Here is a 15,916-nt window from a genome sequence, read left to right as displayed (position 1 = left end):
CCAAACACCCGCCGAACAGCACGCGGCCGAGCCCGAATTCGCCCCGATGATCGGCCGCATCCCGATCCTCGACCTCACCCCGCAGGTGGACGACGGCCGCTGGCCCGCCACCGCGTTCAACGGCGAAGTCGTGCCGTTCCGCGCCACCGCCTTTCGCGAGGGCCACGACCTGATCGGCGTCGATCTGCTGCTGCTCGACCCGGCGGGAGAACAGACTGAGCATCGGATGCGCCCGATCGCCCCTGGCACAGACCGCTGGGAGGCGCAGGTGCAGCTGGAGGCCGAGGGTCTGTGGCGCTACCGGGTGCAGGCGTACGCCGACGAGTACGCCACCTGGCGGCACAACGCCGAGCTGAAAGTGCCGGCCGGTGTCGACGTCGATCTGACCTTCGTCATCGGTCGCGACCTGCTCGCACGGGCCGCCGCCGACAAACGCCGCAGCACCGCGGAGCGTCGCCACCTCTCCGAGACCGCCAAGGTCGTCGCCAGCTCGGAGCGCCCCGCCGCGGAGCGTCTCGCTGCGGCCACCGACGACCGGATCGTCTCCATCCTGACGGCGCGACCGGTGGTGAGCCTGCCCACCCTCTCCGAAACGCGGAGCGTGCTGGCGGAGCGCACCCGCGCCGGTGTCGGCAGCTGGTACGAATTCTTTCCCCGTTCGGAGGGGGCGAAGCGTCTCGCCGACGGGTCCTGGAAATCGGGCACGTTCCGTTCGGCCGCGAAACGCCTGCCCGAGATCGCGGCGATGGGTTTCGACGTCGTCTACCTGCCGCCCATCCACCCGATCGGCCGCTCCTACCGCAAAGGCCCGAACAATACGCTCGAAGCCGGCCCCCACGATCCGGGATCGCCGTGGGCGATCGGCTCGCCCGACGGCGGCCACGACGCCATCCACCCCGACCTCGGCACCGAGAAGGACTTCGTCTACTTCGTCGGCAAGGCCAAGCAGTCAGGCCTCGAGGTCGCCCTCGACCTCGCTCTGCAGGCATCGCCCGACCACCCCTGGGTCAGCGAGCATCCCGAGTGGTTCACGACCCTGCCCGACGGCACGATCGCTTATGCCGAGAACCCGCCGAAGAAGTATCAAGACATCTATCCGATCAATTTCGACAACGATCCGATCGGCCTGCGCACCGAGATCCTGCGCATCGTTCGGCATTGGATGGGGCTCGGCGTGCGGATCTTCCGCGTCGACAACCCGCACACCAAGCCGCTCGACTTCTGGGAGTGGCTGATCCACACCGTGACCGCCGAAGACCCGGACGTCGTCTTCCTCGCGGAAGCGTTCACCCGGCCTGCCATTCTGCACACCCTCGCCAAGGTCGGGTTCCAGCAGTCGTACACCTACTTCACTTGGCGCAACACGAAAGAGGAGCTCGCCGAGTTCTTGACCGGGCTCGCCACCGAGACCGCCGACTTCCTGCGACCGAACCTGTTCGTGAACACGCCGGACATCCTCACTGAGTACCTGCAGTTCGGCGGGCCGGCCGCGTTCAAGATCCGCGCCGCGCTCGCCGCCACCGCTTCGCCCGTCTGGGGTGTCTACTCCGGTTTCGAGCTGTTCGAGAACGTCGCTCGCGCGGGTGCGGAGGAGTACATCGACAACGAGAAGTACGAATACCGCCCTCGCGACTACGCGAAAGCGCAGACGGCCGGTCGTTCGCTCGCGCCGTACCTCACGATGCTCAACCGCGCCCGCAACGAGCACGCCTCGCTGCGCCAGCTGCGCAACCTCCACGTGCACGAGAGCGATGACGAGGCCATCCTCGTCTACTCCAAGTACCTCGCCGGCGAGTTCACCCGCAGCGGCAAGCCCGACGCAGTGATCGTCGTGGCGAACGTCGACCCGCACTCCGTGCGCGAAACGATCGTGCACTTGGATGTTGCCCGGTTCGGCATCCAGCCCGGCGCCCGGTTCGAAGTGAAAGACATCGTCACCGGCGCGAAATGGACCTGGGGTGCAGACGACTATGTGCGTCTAGACGCCTTCACCGAACCCGTGCACATCCTGAGCGTGAAAGTGGGCGGCTGAATGTCCCCGATCCCCGAAGGCGCCGCGGCGCTCGACCTCCCCGAGCTGGACGACGGGCAGCTCTTCGCCGTCGCCACCGGCCGCCACCACGACCCGCATTCGGTGCTCGGACAGCACGCCGTCAGCGCGACCGGAATCGCCGACCCGATCACGGTCATCCGAGCGCTACGTCCGCTCGCCACCGAGGTGGCAGCAGTGCTCTCGACCGGCGCGCGCATCGAGCTCGCCCATCTCGCGCACGGGATCTGGCAGGGTGTCGACATCGTCGGGGCCGACCGGTACACCGTCGAGGCGCGCTATGCGGACGGAACAACCTGGACGGCCGACGACCCCTACCGCTTCGCGCCAACGGTCGGCGAACTCGACCTGCACCTGATCGGCGAAGGTCGTCACGAACAGCTCTGGATGGCGCTGGGCGCGCACCTGCGAGAGATCGACGGCGTTCCCGGAACCGCGTTCTCGGTCTGGGCCCCGCACGCGCGGGCCGTTCGCGTGGTCGGCGACTTCAACGATTGGGACGGCACCCGGCACGCCCTGCGCTCCCTCGGCCCCGCCGGCGTCTGGGAGATCTTCGTCCCCGGCCTCGGTGCGGGAACCGTCTACAAGTTCGACCTGCTCGGACAGAACGACGACTGGGTGCGCAAGGCCGACCCGATGGCGCAAGCCGCCGAGACTCCCCCCGCCACGGCCTCCGTGGTGACCGAGAGCGCTCACCACTGGCAGGACGGCGAATGGATGCGGGAGCGCGGTTCCCGCGACCCGCACACCGGGCCTATGAGCACCTACGAACTGCACTTCGGCAGCTGGCGCCCGGGGCTCGGCTACCGGGATGCGGCAGATCAGCTCATCGACTATGTCGGCGCGCTCGGTTACACGCATATCGAGTTCCTGCCGCTCGCCGAGCATCCGTTCGGCGGATCCTGGGGCTACCAGGTGACCGGATACTTCGCCCCGACGAGCCGCTTCGGCTCACCGGACGACCTGCGCTACCTGATCGACCGGCTCCACCAGGCCGGCATCGGGGTGATCATGGACTGGGTTCCCGGGCACTTCCCGAAAGACGAGTGGGCCCTGGCGCAGTTCGACGGCCAACCGCTCTACGAGCACGGCGACCCCCGGCGAGGTGAGCAGAAAGACTGGGGAACTCTGGTCTTCGACTTCGGCAACTCGCAGGTGCGCAACTTCCTGGTGGCCAACGCGCTCTACTGGCTGGAGGAGTTCCACGTCGACGGCCTCCGAGTGGACGCCGTCGCCTCGATCCTCTACCTCGACTACTCCCGCGCCGACGGTGAATGGCTGCCGAACATCCACGGCGGGCGCGAGAACCTTGAGGCGATCTCGTTCCTGCAGGAGGTCACCGCCACCGCATACAAGCGCAATCCCGGCACCGTGATGATCGCCGAGGAGTCGACGAGCTGGCCCGGCGTGACCGCCCCCACCTCCAGCGGCGGCCTCGGGTTCGGGCTCAAATGGAACATGGGCTGGATGCACGACTCCCTGCAGTACATCGCCGAAGACCCGATGTACCGCAGCTACCACCACAGCGGGATCACCTTCTCGTTCGTCTACGCGTTCAGCGAGAACTTCCTGCTGCCGATCAGCCACGACGAGGTCGTGCACGGCAAAGGCTCTCTGCTGGGCAAGATGCCCGGCGATCATTGGCAGCAGCTGGCGAATATGCGAGCCTACCTCGCGTTCATGTGGGCGCATCCGGGCAAGAAGCTGCTGTTCATGGGGCAGGAGTTCGGCCAGCCCTCGGAGTGGAGCGAGGAGCGAGGGCTCGACTGGTGGATCCTCGACCAGCCGAGTCACCGTGGACTCTGGGATCTCGTTGCGCGGCTGAACGCTGTCTACCGCGAGCAGCCGGCACTGTGGGAGCTCGACAACGAGGCGGCGGGCTTCGAATGGCTCGACGGCTCCGATGCCGCAGGCAACGTGGTCGCCTTCCTCCGCCGCGATCGCGCTGGGGAGGCGTTGGCCGTACTGCTGAACTTCTCCGGCAATCCGCACCACGACTACCGCATCGGGCTGCCGTTCGCCGGGGAGTGGGAGGAAGTCGTCAATACGGACGCCGAGACCTACGGCGGTTCCGGAGTGGGCAACCTCGGTGTGGTCACGGCTGTCGACGAACCATGGGCGGGACGCCCCGCGTCGGCGACGCTGAACCTGCCGCCGCTCGGTGCGCTCTGGCTCAGACCGCGGGGAGTGTGAGCCAATCGGCGAAACCGAGCCCGTCGATCGCACCCTCTGGAACCAGGTTCTCACCAGCACGCCACGCAGCGCCGAGCGGGCCGGGCATCCGGATGCCGATGATCGGGCGCCGGGCGCCCGTCGCCGACTTCCACTGCTCGGCCAGCTCGCGAGCGGTCAGCACCTCGGGTCCTCCGATCGTGCGCGTCGAGTCGGCCGTCCCGCTGCCCTCGGCGGCGTCGACGAGTGCGTCGGCGACATCACTCACGGCGATCGGTTGGAAGCTGATGCCGGTCGGCGCCGGAACGAAGCCGAGACGGGATCCTCGCCGCAGCAGCCCGCCGACGAAGTCGTGGAACTGCGTGGTCCGCACGATACGCGTCTCCAGCGGCGATTCCTGGTAGCTCCGCTCCTGCAGGGCCTTGGCGCGATAGTACGGGTACGCCGAAAGGTCGACGTTCACGATGGATAGCAGCACCGCCCGGTGCACGCCGAATCGGGCGGCCGTGTGCAACAGATTCTGTGAGCCGGACGCGAACACATGGCTCGACGCACGCCCGACGCCGTTCGAGGCGTCGACGAGCACATCGACGCCCTCCAGCGCCTCTTCGAGCCCGTCGCCGATGACGATGTCGACCGTGCGATAGTCGGCGCCGGGAACGAAAGCCGGCGAGTCGTCGTCGGGAACGCGGCGACTGGCCACGACGACATCGTGTCCGCGCGCGACAGCCTCGGCCGTGATCGCCCGACCGGCCAGGCCGGTGCCGCCGACGACGAGGATGCGCGGCATGTCAGGGCCTCCCGGCTCGTCGATTCTGTGGGTTCTCTGCGCCCCGGTAGACCGTCATCCGGCTCAGTAGAGCAGCGACGTCAGCCTAGCCCGCGCCTTGACGACGCGCGGGTCGTCCACACCGATGATTTCGAAATAGTCGAGGATGCGTCCTCGCACCGCTTCCTTGCCCGCCGGGTCCAGCTTCGGGAACAGGGTGAGCAACCGGTCGAAGGCGTCATCGACATGACCGCCGGAGACATCGAGGTCGCCCACCAGCAGCTGGGCAGCGACGTCGTCCGGGGCGGCAGCCGCGCCCGAACGGATCTCATCCATCGATTCGCCGTCGAGCCGGTCGAGCAGGCTCACCTGGGCGAGGCCGGCGACGGCCATCGTGTCGCGCGGGTCCTGGGCGATGGCCAGCTTGTATTCGGCGATCGCCGCCGCGTAGTCACCGCGTTCGATGGCCTCGTATGCCTCGGCGTGGTGTGGCGGCAACGGGGCCGGGGCCGGCTCGGCGGCTTCGGCGTCCGCGGCGTCCTCCGCACCCTCCTGGCTTTCGACCAGGGCGCGCCCGGTGACAGCGTTCTGCGCGGCGAGTTCCAACAGCTGCTCGAACACATCGCGCACCTGCTGCTCCGGGATCGCACCCGCGAAAAGCTGCACGGGGCGCCCTCCGATCACGGCTGCGATGGCCGGCACCGACTGCGCTTGGAAGGCCTGTGCGAGTTGGGGGTTCGACTCGACGTCCACCCGCACGAGGACGAGGCGACCGTCGAAGTCTTTGATCACCCGGTCGAGCACGGTGGAGAGCTGCTTGCTCGGTTCGCTCCACTCGGCTCGGAGATCGACGACGACGGGGACCGTCATCGACAGATCGAGGAAGTCGTTGAAGTTAGCGTCGGTGCCTTCGAAGTAGAGGCTCGGCAGCGGAACGGCGCCCGCGGCCTCCCCCGCCAGCGCACCCCCCGCAGGCGTCTGGCCCGCCGTCATTGCTCGGTTCACGAGCGAGCTGAGGTCGACGGCCCCGCGCAGGCTGGTGGGGTTCGGGGGCAGATCGGTCATTGCACTTCCTTCGCTGCGACAAGGCCCTGGGCGAAGCCCAGTAGGGTGATCTTCGCATCCGACCCGGCCGGTGGCACGTAGAACGCCAATTGGTAGCCGTACGTCGTCTGGATGCCCGTCTTGCTCGACGCCGCACCGAGCAGCGCAGCGGCGGGACCGTTGGCGTCGGTGAGGTTGACCTCGGCGCCGGCTTCGACGACTTTCGTGGTGTCTGTCTCCGTCAGATTCGCCCACACGAGGGCGCCGGAGTCGTTCGTCGCCATCGCGATCGGGTCGGCGGGCCCGGCCTGACTGGCGTAGGTGAGCGAGGCCGTCGCCGGCATCGCCGCCTTCATCTTCGCTTTGTAGTCCGCACCGACCTGGGTGCGCAGCGTGTCGCCGTCGGTCTCGAAGAGGTCGGCATATTTGCTTTTATCGCCGTTCATCAGGATGTCCCCATATGCGGCGGCCACGTCTTGAGGCGGGAGCGTCAGCAGTTTCGAATCCGGTCGCACGATCGGCGCTCCGATGCTGGCGGGCGCGAGATCGGGCACCTTGGCCTTCGGCTCCAAGGACACCGCGTAGTTCACGAGGTAGTTGTCGCGCGGGGTCTCCTGCACCAACGCCAGAGCGATCGGCGCCAGCTTGGTGTCGGACGGCACGACCACCGTCGTCACCACGCGCGGCCAGGTGCTGGTCGCCTGAGGCAGCGCGACCTTCAACGGCGAGGCCAGGATGGCGGGAAGCGCGGCCTGATCGCTTTTCTTGGCGCGGATGGCGTAGTTGGCCTCGCGAAGCTGCAGGGCCGGTCCGGTGAAGCGGGTGGCGAGGAGCTTTGAGTCAGACTTCGCGTCGGCGGCGGTGGCGACGGTAGAGATCCTTTTCATGATGAGCTCGAGCTGCGACACCGTCACCGCGGGCGGGAGCACATCCTTGGCCTTCGGCAGATCGGTGGCGATCGGGGTCGCCGTTTTGGTGAGGGTCGGCTTCGGGTCGGCGAGCAGGTTCGTCGTGCATCCGGAGAGCGCAAGGGCGCCGACGAGCACGACCGGAACGGCCACCATCGCGCGACGGGTCGACCGGCGCCCCTTCGGAGTCGTCTCGACCGCCTTCGACGGTTTGTACTTCGGCGCCTTGGGCAGCTTGGGCATCTTTGGTCCGCCCTTCCGACGGGGGCCGCGTGACTTGCGCAGCTTGTAGAGCCCCCAGAGATAGAGGGCGAGCCCGACGACGAGCAGTCCGAGACCGCCGTAGATGAGGGGCGTCGACCATGGCGTGCTCGTGTCGAGCGGCCAGACCAGCCGCACCTCGTTCGGTGCGGCGTGGGCGCCGTCGGAGGAGATGATCACGCTGATGCCGTCGGGTACGTTCATCCTGGTGAGGGTCGCGTCAGCCCCGTCGAACTCTTCGAGCCAGAGGTCGGAGCCGGCCGGGTTCGGACCGGCCTTTTCGGCGGTCTTGCCGTCGGCGGTCGCGGGTGAGCTCGCGCTCGGCGTCGGGGTCGCGGTGGGAGTGGCCGTTGGCGACGCTGTGGGCGACGTCGTCGACGAGTCGGTGGGCTTGGACCCACCGTCGGAGTCTGCCGCTTTGGGCTTGACGGTCTTCGTCGTCAGCACGCTCGTGGCATCGTCGTAGCCGATGCTGGTGTAGGTCTCGTCGCCCAGCCAGGACGTGACGTCCGCTGTGCGGCCGTAGGCGACGACCTGGGTCTTCACATCCGCGGCGCCTGAGACCGCGAGAGTCTGCTGACCGGGATGCGAGTTGAGAACCGTGCTGTCGATGACGATGTATCGGGGGTCGCCTTTGACCGTGGTCGACACCGCTACCTGCGACGGGGGTGCGAACACGGTGCGCTGGGCGATGCCGACAGCGATCATGACGGCCGCCGCGACGAACGCGACGATGGCGAGTACGAAACGCAAACAAGCTCCTTCTGTGTTGCCCCCGGGCGACGGGCGGGCACAGTCATTCAACGATAGTGGACCACCCTGGGAGCCGCCTAACCGTTGGCTCAACGGATGCACCGCATCCCGATGCGGCTTGCAGCCGCGAAATGTAGGATTGTGCGGGTGCGTCAGCGAGCCTGCACGCCCCTCAGACTTTCAGGAGAGACAACAGTGGCCACCGACGATTCGAACTTCACCCAGGTCTTCCGCGGGTACGACAAAGACGAGGTCGACAAGTCCCTCCAGGACATCCGCCGCGAACTCATCAAATCGAACACCCAGGCGGCCGACTCCGCCAAAGAGATCAAACGGCTCCAGGCGCGCGTCGACGAGTTGAACGCCGAGATCGAAGAGGTCGGCAGCCCGACGTTCTCAGGGCTCGGCACCAAGCTCGAGAACACGCTTCGGGTGGCCGAGGAGCAGTCGACCCGCCTCATCGCCCAGGCCGACATCGACGCGGAAAAGCTCCGCAACGGCGTTGCGGCCGAGATCGACAAGGTCAAGACCAGTGCGTCCCAGCAGGCCGAGCGCATCCTCGCCGATGCTCGCGCCCGGGCCACCACAGCGCTGGAGGACGCACAGATCGAATCGGCCGAGACCCTCGCCAAGGCGAACGCCGACAAAGAGACCCTCGTCACGGATGCGCTGCGCGAAGCCGCGGCCATCCGCGGCGCCGTGGCCACCGAGGCCGCCGAGCTTCGTGCGACGAGCAAGCGGGAGTCCGCGGCCGTGCGTGCCGAGGCCGATCGCGAAGCGGCAGAGCTCAAGGCCGTCGCCACACGGGAGGCCGAGGCCGCCCGCGCCGAGGCCGCCCAGCTCGATCGGGAGATCGAGACCCGACGCACCGAACTCACCAACGCCTTCGCGGAGGACCGCGCCGCGTTCGAGCGCGAGTCGGAGCAGATCCGGCTCGATCTCGCCAAGCAGGTCGCCGAGACCAGCGATTCGCTGCAGGCCGAACAGACGAGGACCAGGAACGAACTCGCGGCCGAGGCGGCCCAGGCTCGTGCCGAGTTGGCGAACGAGGTCGAGCAGCAGCGGTCAGCGCTCGTTTCCGACGCCGCCCAGACCCGCGCCGACCTCGACAACGAGTCCGCCACGACTCGCCTCGAACTGCAGACCGTGGTCGAGCAGACCCGGAAGGCCCTCGCCCTGGAGGTGGAGCAGACGAAGTCCGCTCTGGCGGCCGACGTCGAGCAGACCCGGAGCGCTCTCGCCGACGAGGTCACGCGCACCACAAGCGCGCTGACCGACGAAGTCACCCGCACAACGAGTAAACTCGCCGACGAGGTCGAGCGCACGAAGAGCGAACTCGCCGACGAAGTCACCCGCACAACGAGCGAACTCGCCGAGGAGGTCGAGCGCACGAAGAGCGAACTCGCCGACGAAGTGGTGTCGACGAAGACAGCACTTGAAGCAGACGTCACCCGGACACGGGCGCAACTCGCTGCGGACCGCAGCACCACGGCCGCCACGCTGGCCGCCGATCGGGAGCAGTCCGCAAGCAGCCTCGCGGCCGAGGCCGAGCAGACCCGCGCCGAACTCGCCGCCGAGACCGACCGTCGTCGGCGCGAGCTCGACGCCGAGGCGACCGAGCTGCGGGCGGAACTCGCCGCTGAGGTCGACAAGGCCAGGAGCGCCCTCACTGACGAGGTGATGCGGGAGCGCAGTGCGGTCGCCGCGGAGGCCGAGAACACCCGGGCGGAACTCGCGGCCGAGGTCACGACCACACGCGCCGGCCTCACCGCCGAGGTGGAGCAGACCAAATCCGCCCTCGCCGCCGAAGTCGAACAGACCAAATCCGCCCTCGCCGCCGAAGTCGAACAGACCAAATCCGCCCTCGCCGCCGAAGTCGAACAGACCAAATCCGCCCTCGCCGCCGAAGTCGAACAGACCAAATCCGCCCTCGCCGCCGAAGTCGAACAGACCAAATCCGCCCTCACCGCCGAATCGGAGCAGACGAAGTCCGCCCTCGCCGAAGAGACGGAGCGCACCCGCGGCACGCTGGCCGAAGATGTGCGTCGCACGGCCGTCGAGCTGGCGGACTCGCGGGAATCCACCGCCAATACCTTGGCGAACGACGTCGAACAGCAGCGGATCGCCCTGGAGAAGGAGTCCGAGGAGACGAGGATCACTCTCGCCGACGAGACAGAACAGGCCAGGGTCGCCCTCCGGAACGAGACCGCCGAGGCCCGCGCCGAGCTCGCCCGCGAGGTCGCTGAGGCGCGGACGGCAGTCGAGGCCGAACTCGCCGAACGCCGAAGCCGGTTCGATCAGGAGAGCGTGCAGGCACGAAGTGCGCTCGACACCGAACTCGTCGCAATCCGCACGCAGGTTCTCGAGAGCGTCGATGCGAAGGCCCGCGAGATCGAACAGGCCCGCATCGATCTCGACGTCGAACTCAAAGCCCGTCGGGACGAGGCCGAGAAAGACTACCTCGGACGCCACCAGGAGGCTGTCGCCCAGACCCAGAAGTACCTGGACGAGGCGAATCAGCAGCTGGCCGAAGCGATCAAACGCACGACGCAGGCACGCACAGAGGCCGACACCTTCGAGTCCGAAGCCCGGACGACCGTGAAATCGGCCAGGAAGGACGCCGAGAAGGTGGCCGCCCAGATCGTCGCCGACGCGGAGGAGCGGGCCGCTGCCCATCACGAGGAGACCGAGGCACGAACACAACGCCTCGTCGCCGACGCGGAGGACCGCCTCGCCCAGATTAGGATTGAGCGCGAAGCCGTCGCCGGGTACTTCGAGAATCTGCGCGGCGTGCTGCAGCAGGCGGAGAAGGTCTCGGCCGACAAAAACGGTTAACACCGCCTAGGGGGCCGCATGAAGATCCTGAACCCGTTCCGTGTCGGCCTCATCGGCGCGTTGGGTGTCGGCCTCGGGTTCCTGATCCTCACCTCGATCGTCAACCTCTCGACGATCCTCACCTACATCGGTGCGGCTCTGTTCATCGCGCTCGGCATCGAACCGCTCGTCTCGTTCCTGGAGCGACGCCGGTTCCCCCGTTGGGCAGCGCTCACGGCGACGCTCGTGGTCATCCTGGGCGCTTTCGGCGGCCTGATCAGCCTCATCGTCCCAGTGGCCGTCGACCAGCTCACCCAGCTCATCAGCAACATCGTCAACTGGGTGAACCACGGGCAGGCACAGACCTGGTTCGAGGATCTGCAGAAACAGTTCCCCGCGGTCGTGAACGACGACAACATCAAGACCGTCACCGACTGGCTCACCGGCAACCTGCCCAGCATCACGAATCAGGTCGTGCAGACCAGTCTCGGCATCGTCAGCGGACTGTTCGGCGGGATCATCGTGATCATCCTGACCATCTACTTCACCGCCTCCCTCCCCAGCATCAAGCGCGCCTCGTACCAGCTGGTTCCCGCCTCCAAGCGCGCGCGGTTCTCCGACCTCGGCGACCAGATCACCGACTCGGTCGGCAAATACGTGATGGGCCAGGTTTCGCTCGCCCTCGTGAACGGGGTCCTGAGCGCGATCTTCCTCAGCATCATCGGAGCCAAGTTCCCGATCCTGCTCGCCTCCGTCGCATTCTTCTTCTCCCTCATCCCGCTGGTCGGCACGATCACGGGGTCGGTCATCATCACCCTCGTCTGCCTGCTCGCCGGACCGGCGACGGCCATCACGGCCGGCATCTACTACATCGTCTACATGCAGGTCGAGGCGTACGTGCTGAGCCCCCGCATCATGAACCGCGCCGTCGCGGTTCCCGGAGCGCTCGTCGTCGTCGCCGCCCTCGCCGGCGGGACTCTGCTCGGGATCCTGGGTGCGCTGATCGCCATCCCGTTCGCCGCCGCGGTGCTTCTGATCATCAAACAGGTCGTCATCCCGCGGCAGAACGAGCTGTAACCGGTCAGACCGCCGGCCACGTGGTCGGCAGCGGCAATGCCGACGGATTGACACGGGCGACGATCTCGTCGAGCACCCGTTTCGTCTGGTTCTCCCCCACCCACAGGTGTTTTGCGCCGGCCACATCGACAAGCTCGATCTGCGGCAGAGGAGCGAACCGTTCCGCCGCTGCGGCCGGCTGCAGGTAGTCGTCGTGCTCAGGGATCAGCGCGACGATCGGGCGGGTGTCCCCCGCCCACGCAGCGAGGTCGTCAGGTTTCGCCCGATGCAGCGGAGGTGACAGCAGGATCACGCCGTCTACCGGGTACTGCCGCCCGTACATGAGTGCGAGCTCCGTTCCGAACGACCATCCGACGAGCCACGGATGCGGGAGCCCCCGCCCGGCGACGAAAGCCATCGCGGCCTCCACGTCGTACCGTTCCTCCACGCCGTGCGAGAACTCGCCCTCGCTCGTCCCTCGCGGCGACGTCGTCCCTCGCGTGTTGAACCGCAGGACCGCGATGCCGGCCAGGGCGGGGAGCCGTCCTGCCGCCTTCCGCAGAATGTGGGAATCCATGAAACCGCCGCCGGTAGGCAGCGGATGCAGAGTCACCAGCGTCGCGACCGGCGGACGATCGAGCGGGCTGGCGAGTTCCCCGACGAGGGTGAGCCCATCCCTGGTGTGCAGTTCGATCTCTTCACGCCGGGCAGGCAGCTCGATGGCGCCACGGATCTCGAGGGGGGCTGTGGTCACGTCGGTCTCTCTTCTCAACTGATCTTCCAGCAGTGACCGTGCCAGTGCCGGCGGCCGGCGACGTCGGCCGCATCGCCCATCACCCCGTCGGCCCGCCAGGCCACGAGATGGGCCAGGCCCGGCACGATCTCCTGACCGCAGCCCGGGCAGATGTAGCTCTTCTGGGCCTGCAGGGCTGACACCGGCTGCACATTCCACGTCACGCCGCGCCGCACCTCCGTGCGCCGCCATCCGGTCTGAAGACGGGAGAGGTCCAGCGCCTCCTCGTCGGGGTCTGCGCGACCCTGACGACCCCGGGGGCGATTACTGCGCGGCATGCCTCAAGTCTAGGTCGTGGGTCCGAGCATCCTCTTCGCGCTACGCCGGCGGCGTCATCGCGTCGAAGGTCGAACGCCCGGAGACGATCAGTACCAGCCGGAACTCTCCGAGTGCGCCCATGCCCCACAGGGCGTACCGTACCGACCCTGGATGTAACCGAGACCCCAGGCGATCTGCGTGGCGGCGTTGGTCTGCCAATCCGCACCGGCGGACGCCATCTTGCTGCCCGGAAGCGCCTGCGGAATGCCATAGGCACCGCTTCCGGCGTTGTAGGCGTAAACGTTCCAATGCGATTCACGGTTCCAGAGCGAGACCAGGCAGTTGTACTGGTCGTCGCCCCACCCACGGGCCTTCACGGCCGCGTAGCCGGCGGCCTGCGCCGAACCCGGATCCGGGGTGCCGGCGGCGGGGGCACTGCTGCCGCCACTGCTGCTGCCCCCACTGGTCGTGCTGGGCGTCGCGACGATGACCGGCTTCGGCTTCTCTTTGATGGTCGTCGCATCACGGGTGATGTCGGTCGTGTACGAACCGTCCGCCGTGAGGGTCTGGACCGGGGCATCCCCGTAGCGCGACGTCGTCTGCACGGTGTCGGCGTACGCCGGCGTGGCGGCGGAGCCCGAATACGGATCGACCACATTCACCAGGGCGAACCCCACGGCAGCGGTGAAAGCGAAGCTGTAGAGAAGTGCCCGGGAACGCACATGGGGTCGCCGGAATGCGACGCCGACCGGGTTGGCCGGAGTCAGCGGAACAATCTCTGCTGGCTCTGCTACTCGTCTACCCACGATCACAGAACCATAACGAACAAATCGCGAACTGCCAAGGCACGACGCCCTCTTTCAGCGAACAGCCAGCATCACATCCGTCACGCTATCGAGCAGAAGATCGACCTGGAGCTCCTTGTATCCGCCGCGCTGCGGGCGGAAAGTCACCGTACGGACTTCGTCGACGCTCATCGGGCGAGCATCCTGGAAATAGCGCACCAGCCGGGTCGCGAACCGGTCGACATCCGCGCGATTGTAGCCGTAGGTGAAGACGCTCACTCGGTCGAAGCGGCGCCCGATCGGACGATCGAGGCGATTGACCACCACCTGCGCGGTCGTACGCGCCTCCTCGAACCAGGCAGCGTCGCCCTGGACCGCCCGAGCCTGCTCACGTTCGCGGGCCGAGAAGGCGTCTTCCAGGCGCTCCAGAGCAGCATCGACATGCGTCGTCGAATAACCGCCCTTCGCCATGCCGAACGCCAGCTGCCGGATGTCGGCTGCCGTCAGCGTCGCCTCCGCGCCGTCGCCGTCATATGCACGACGCGCGGATTGCAGAAACTCGTCGACCTGCTCGCTGTCGTAGCCGAGTTTCGATTTCCGGGCTCGGGGGAAAGTACTCACGCCCCCATTGTGTCATCCGAAGATGAGGAACAGCGCGTAGGTCGCCGCCGCCGACGGAAGGATCGAGTCGAGCCGGTCGAGGAAGCCGCCGTGACCGGGCAGCCACGAGCTCATGTCTTTGATACCGAGATCGCGTTTGATCAACGACTCCGCCAGGTCTCCGAGGGTCGCGGTGAGCAGAAGTACGAGCCCGAAGATGACGCCGAACCACCACGGTCGGTCGATCATGAACACCGACAACAGCACCCCGGCGATCACACTCGTCACCGCGGCGCCCGCAAAACCCTCCCAGGTCTTCTTCGGGCTGATCGTCGGCGCCATCGGATGCTTGCCGAACGAGAGACCACTGACGTAGGCGCCCGTGTCCACGGCCACCACGAGCACGATGAACGCCAGCACCCACCATTCGCCGCCGTCTTCGGCGAGGAGCAGAATGGCGAAACTGGCCAGAAGCACCACGTAGAGCTGCACGAGCGCACTGGAACCCAGATCCCTCAGCAACTGCGTGCGCCCGACCTTCGCGGGTCGGACGGCCTCCTCGACGAGTCGCCAGACCCAGACGAGCAGGATGCCGGCGGCCAACGAAGTGAGCTGCCCGTCGGCGTGGAAATAGTACGAGGCGGGCACGATCGCGACCGCGGCTACGACAGTCGGGATGCGCGGAACCATGCGGCCGGCGCCGCGGAACGCCTGCGTGAGCTCGAACGCAGCGAACCCGGCCGTGGCGACACCGAAGATCAGGAAGAGCTGCTTGACGAAGATCAGGCTGAACAACATGAGCAGGCCGAAGACGAGCCCGATGAGGATCGCCAGGATGAGGTTGCGCCCGGTCCGCGCCGCGATGCGCTCGTTCGTCGCATCGAGTTGCGCCTTGCGCGCCTGCACCTGGCGCTCAAGATCGGCCCGGGTGGCTTGCACCTGGGCTTTGAACTCCGCTTTCGAGGCCGACCTCCCGCGCTTGGGCGGGAGCGGTGTGCCCGGCTCGCCGGACGTGCCGTTGCTCATGGGGTTCCTGACTAGACCTCGAGGAGTTCGGCTTCCTTGCGCTTCAACGCGTCGTCGACCGCGTCGACGTGCGCGCGGGTGACGTTCTCCAGCTCTTTCTCACCGCGGGCGACGTCGTCGTCGCCGACCTCGCTCTTCAGCGCGTCCAGCTCGTCCTTCGCCTTACGACGGATGTTGCGGATTGCGACCTTGGCGTCCTCGCCCTTGCTCCGGACGAGTTTGACGAACTCCTTGCGACGGTCCTCGGTGAGCTCGGGCAGGGTCACTCGCACGATGTCACCATCGTTGCCGACATTCGCCGACAGGTTCGGCATCGCGACGATCGCCTTCTCGATCTCTTTGAGCGCGCTCTTGTCGTAGGGCGTGACGAGCAGCACACGCGCCTCCGGGTTCTGCAGGCCCGCAAGCTGTGCGAGCGGCGTCGGAGAGCCGTAGTAGTCGACGAGCACCTTGAGGAAGAGTGCCGGGTTGGCACGGCCGGCACTCACGGTGCCGAAGTCGTCCTTCGCCGCATCCACGGTCTTGCTCATACGCTCGGTGGCGTCGGAAATCACATCCGCGATCACGGTCTCTCCTTCATTCGGTGAATCGGTGTCTAGTCTAGAGCCGCCCGGCTGCGGCCCCCTG

General features: G+C 67.2%; 13 protein-coding genes. 4 read left to right on the top strand and 9 right to left on the bottom strand.

All coding sequences use genetic code 11. The features are described 5' to 3' along the window. Positions 1 to 46 precede the first annotated feature (46 nt). Both K5L49_RS01535 and glgB read left to right on the top strand, forming a co-directional pair. Positions 47 to 2,032 carry an alpha-1,4-glucan--maltose-1-phosphate maltosyltransferase gene (locus K5L49_RS01535; RefSeq protein ID WP_223695214.1) on the top strand — a complete coding sequence of 662 codons (1,986 nt, stop codon included), beginning with the start codon at positions 47 to 49 and terminating at the stop codon, positions 2,030 to 2,032. After that, complete coding sequence (gene glgB, locus K5L49_RS01530) at positions 2,033 to 4,243, top strand: 1,4-alpha-glucan branching protein GlgB (protein ID WP_223690280.1); 2,211 nt, start codon at positions 2,033 to 2,035, stop codon at positions 4,241 to 4,243. It begins immediately after the preceding gene. Here the strand turns inward: glgB and K5L49_RS01525 are convergent. From K5L49_RS01525 to K5L49_RS01515, 3 genes are all read right to left on the bottom strand, one after another. Further along, positions 4,224 to 5,012: an SDR family oxidoreductase gene (locus K5L49_RS01525; protein WP_223690279.1), complete on the bottom strand. Its 789-nt coding sequence runs from the start codon at positions 5,010 to 5,012 to the stop codon at positions 4,224 to 4,226. The two genes, glgB and K5L49_RS01525, sit on opposite strands and share 20 nt — an antisense overlap. 63 nt (positions 5,013 to 5,075) lie before the next feature. Further along, positions 5,076 to 6,056 (bottom strand): tetratricopeptide repeat protein, encoded by a 981-nt coding sequence (locus tag K5L49_RS01520; RefSeq protein ID WP_223690278.1) that lies wholly within the window; start codon positions 6,054 to 6,056, stop codon positions 5,076 to 5,078. Then, positions 6,053 to 7,957: a hypothetical protein gene (locus tag K5L49_RS01515; RefSeq protein WP_223690277.1), complete on the bottom strand. Its 1,905-nt coding sequence runs from the start codon at positions 7,955 to 7,957 to the stop codon at positions 6,053 to 6,055. Before K5L49_RS01515 ends, K5L49_RS01520 begins: the two co-directional genes overlap by 4 nt. A 195-nt stretch (positions 7,958 to 8,152) precedes the next feature. Between K5L49_RS01515 and K5L49_RS01510 the strand changes: the two genes are divergently transcribed. Together K5L49_RS01510 and K5L49_RS01505 are read left to right on the top strand one after the other, a co-directional pair. Beyond that, positions 8,153 to 10,792: a hypothetical protein gene (locus tag K5L49_RS01510; RefSeq protein ID WP_223690276.1), complete on the top strand. Its 2,640-nt coding sequence runs from the start codon at positions 8,153 to 8,155 to the stop codon at positions 10,790 to 10,792. An 18-nt stretch (positions 10,793 to 10,810) separates the two neighbouring features. Further along, positions 10,811 to 11,848, top strand: a complete 1,038-nt coding sequence (locus K5L49_RS01505; RefSeq protein WP_223690275.1) for an AI-2E family transporter — start codon at positions 10,811 to 10,813, stop codon at positions 11,846 to 11,848. Between the two features lie 4 nt (positions 11,849 to 11,852). Here the strand turns inward: K5L49_RS01505 and K5L49_RS01500 are convergent, their stop codons facing one another. From K5L49_RS01500 to frr, 6 genes are all read right to left on the bottom strand, one after another. After that, a complete protein-coding gene (locus tag K5L49_RS01500) occupies positions 11,853 to 12,581 on the bottom strand; it encodes an alpha/beta hydrolase (RefSeq protein ID WP_223690274.1) in 729 nt (242 codons plus the stop codon). A 14-nt stretch (positions 12,582 to 12,595) separates the two neighbouring features. Next, entirely contained in the window at positions 12,596 to 12,898 is a 303-nt protein-coding gene (locus tag K5L49_RS01495) for a hypothetical protein (RefSeq protein ID WP_223690273.1), read from the bottom strand. Between the two features lie 87 nt (positions 12,899 to 12,985). Continuing rightward, complete coding sequence (locus tag K5L49_RS01490) at positions 12,986 to 13,684, bottom strand: lytic transglycosylase domain-containing protein (RefSeq protein WP_223690272.1); 699 nt, start codon at positions 13,682 to 13,684, stop codon at positions 12,986 to 12,988. Between the two features lie 54 nt (positions 13,685 to 13,738). After that, a complete protein-coding gene (locus K5L49_RS01485) occupies positions 13,739 to 14,284 on the bottom strand; it encodes a DivIVA domain-containing protein (RefSeq protein WP_223690271.1) in 546 nt (181 codons plus the stop codon). A 12-nt stretch (positions 14,285 to 14,296) separates the two neighbouring features. Further along, complete coding sequence (locus K5L49_RS01480) at positions 14,297 to 15,289, bottom strand: phosphatidate cytidylyltransferase (RefSeq protein ID WP_223690270.1); 993 nt, start codon at positions 15,287 to 15,289, stop codon at positions 14,297 to 14,299. A gap of 11 nt (positions 15,290 to 15,300) precedes the next feature. Then, positions 15,301 to 15,855, bottom strand: a complete 555-nt coding sequence (frr, locus tag K5L49_RS01475; protein WP_223690269.1) for a ribosome recycling factor — start codon at positions 15,853 to 15,855, stop codon at positions 15,301 to 15,303. Between the last annotated feature and the right edge of the window lie 61 nt (positions 15,856 to 15,916).

This window comes from Leifsonia poae (assembly GCF_020009625.1).
Lineage (GTDB): Bacteria > Actinomycetota > Actinomycetes > Actinomycetales > Microbacteriaceae > Leifsonia > Leifsonia poae_A.
The sequence above is the reverse complement of the archived record's forward strand: the minus strand, read 5'-3'. Positions and strand labels throughout refer to the sequence as shown.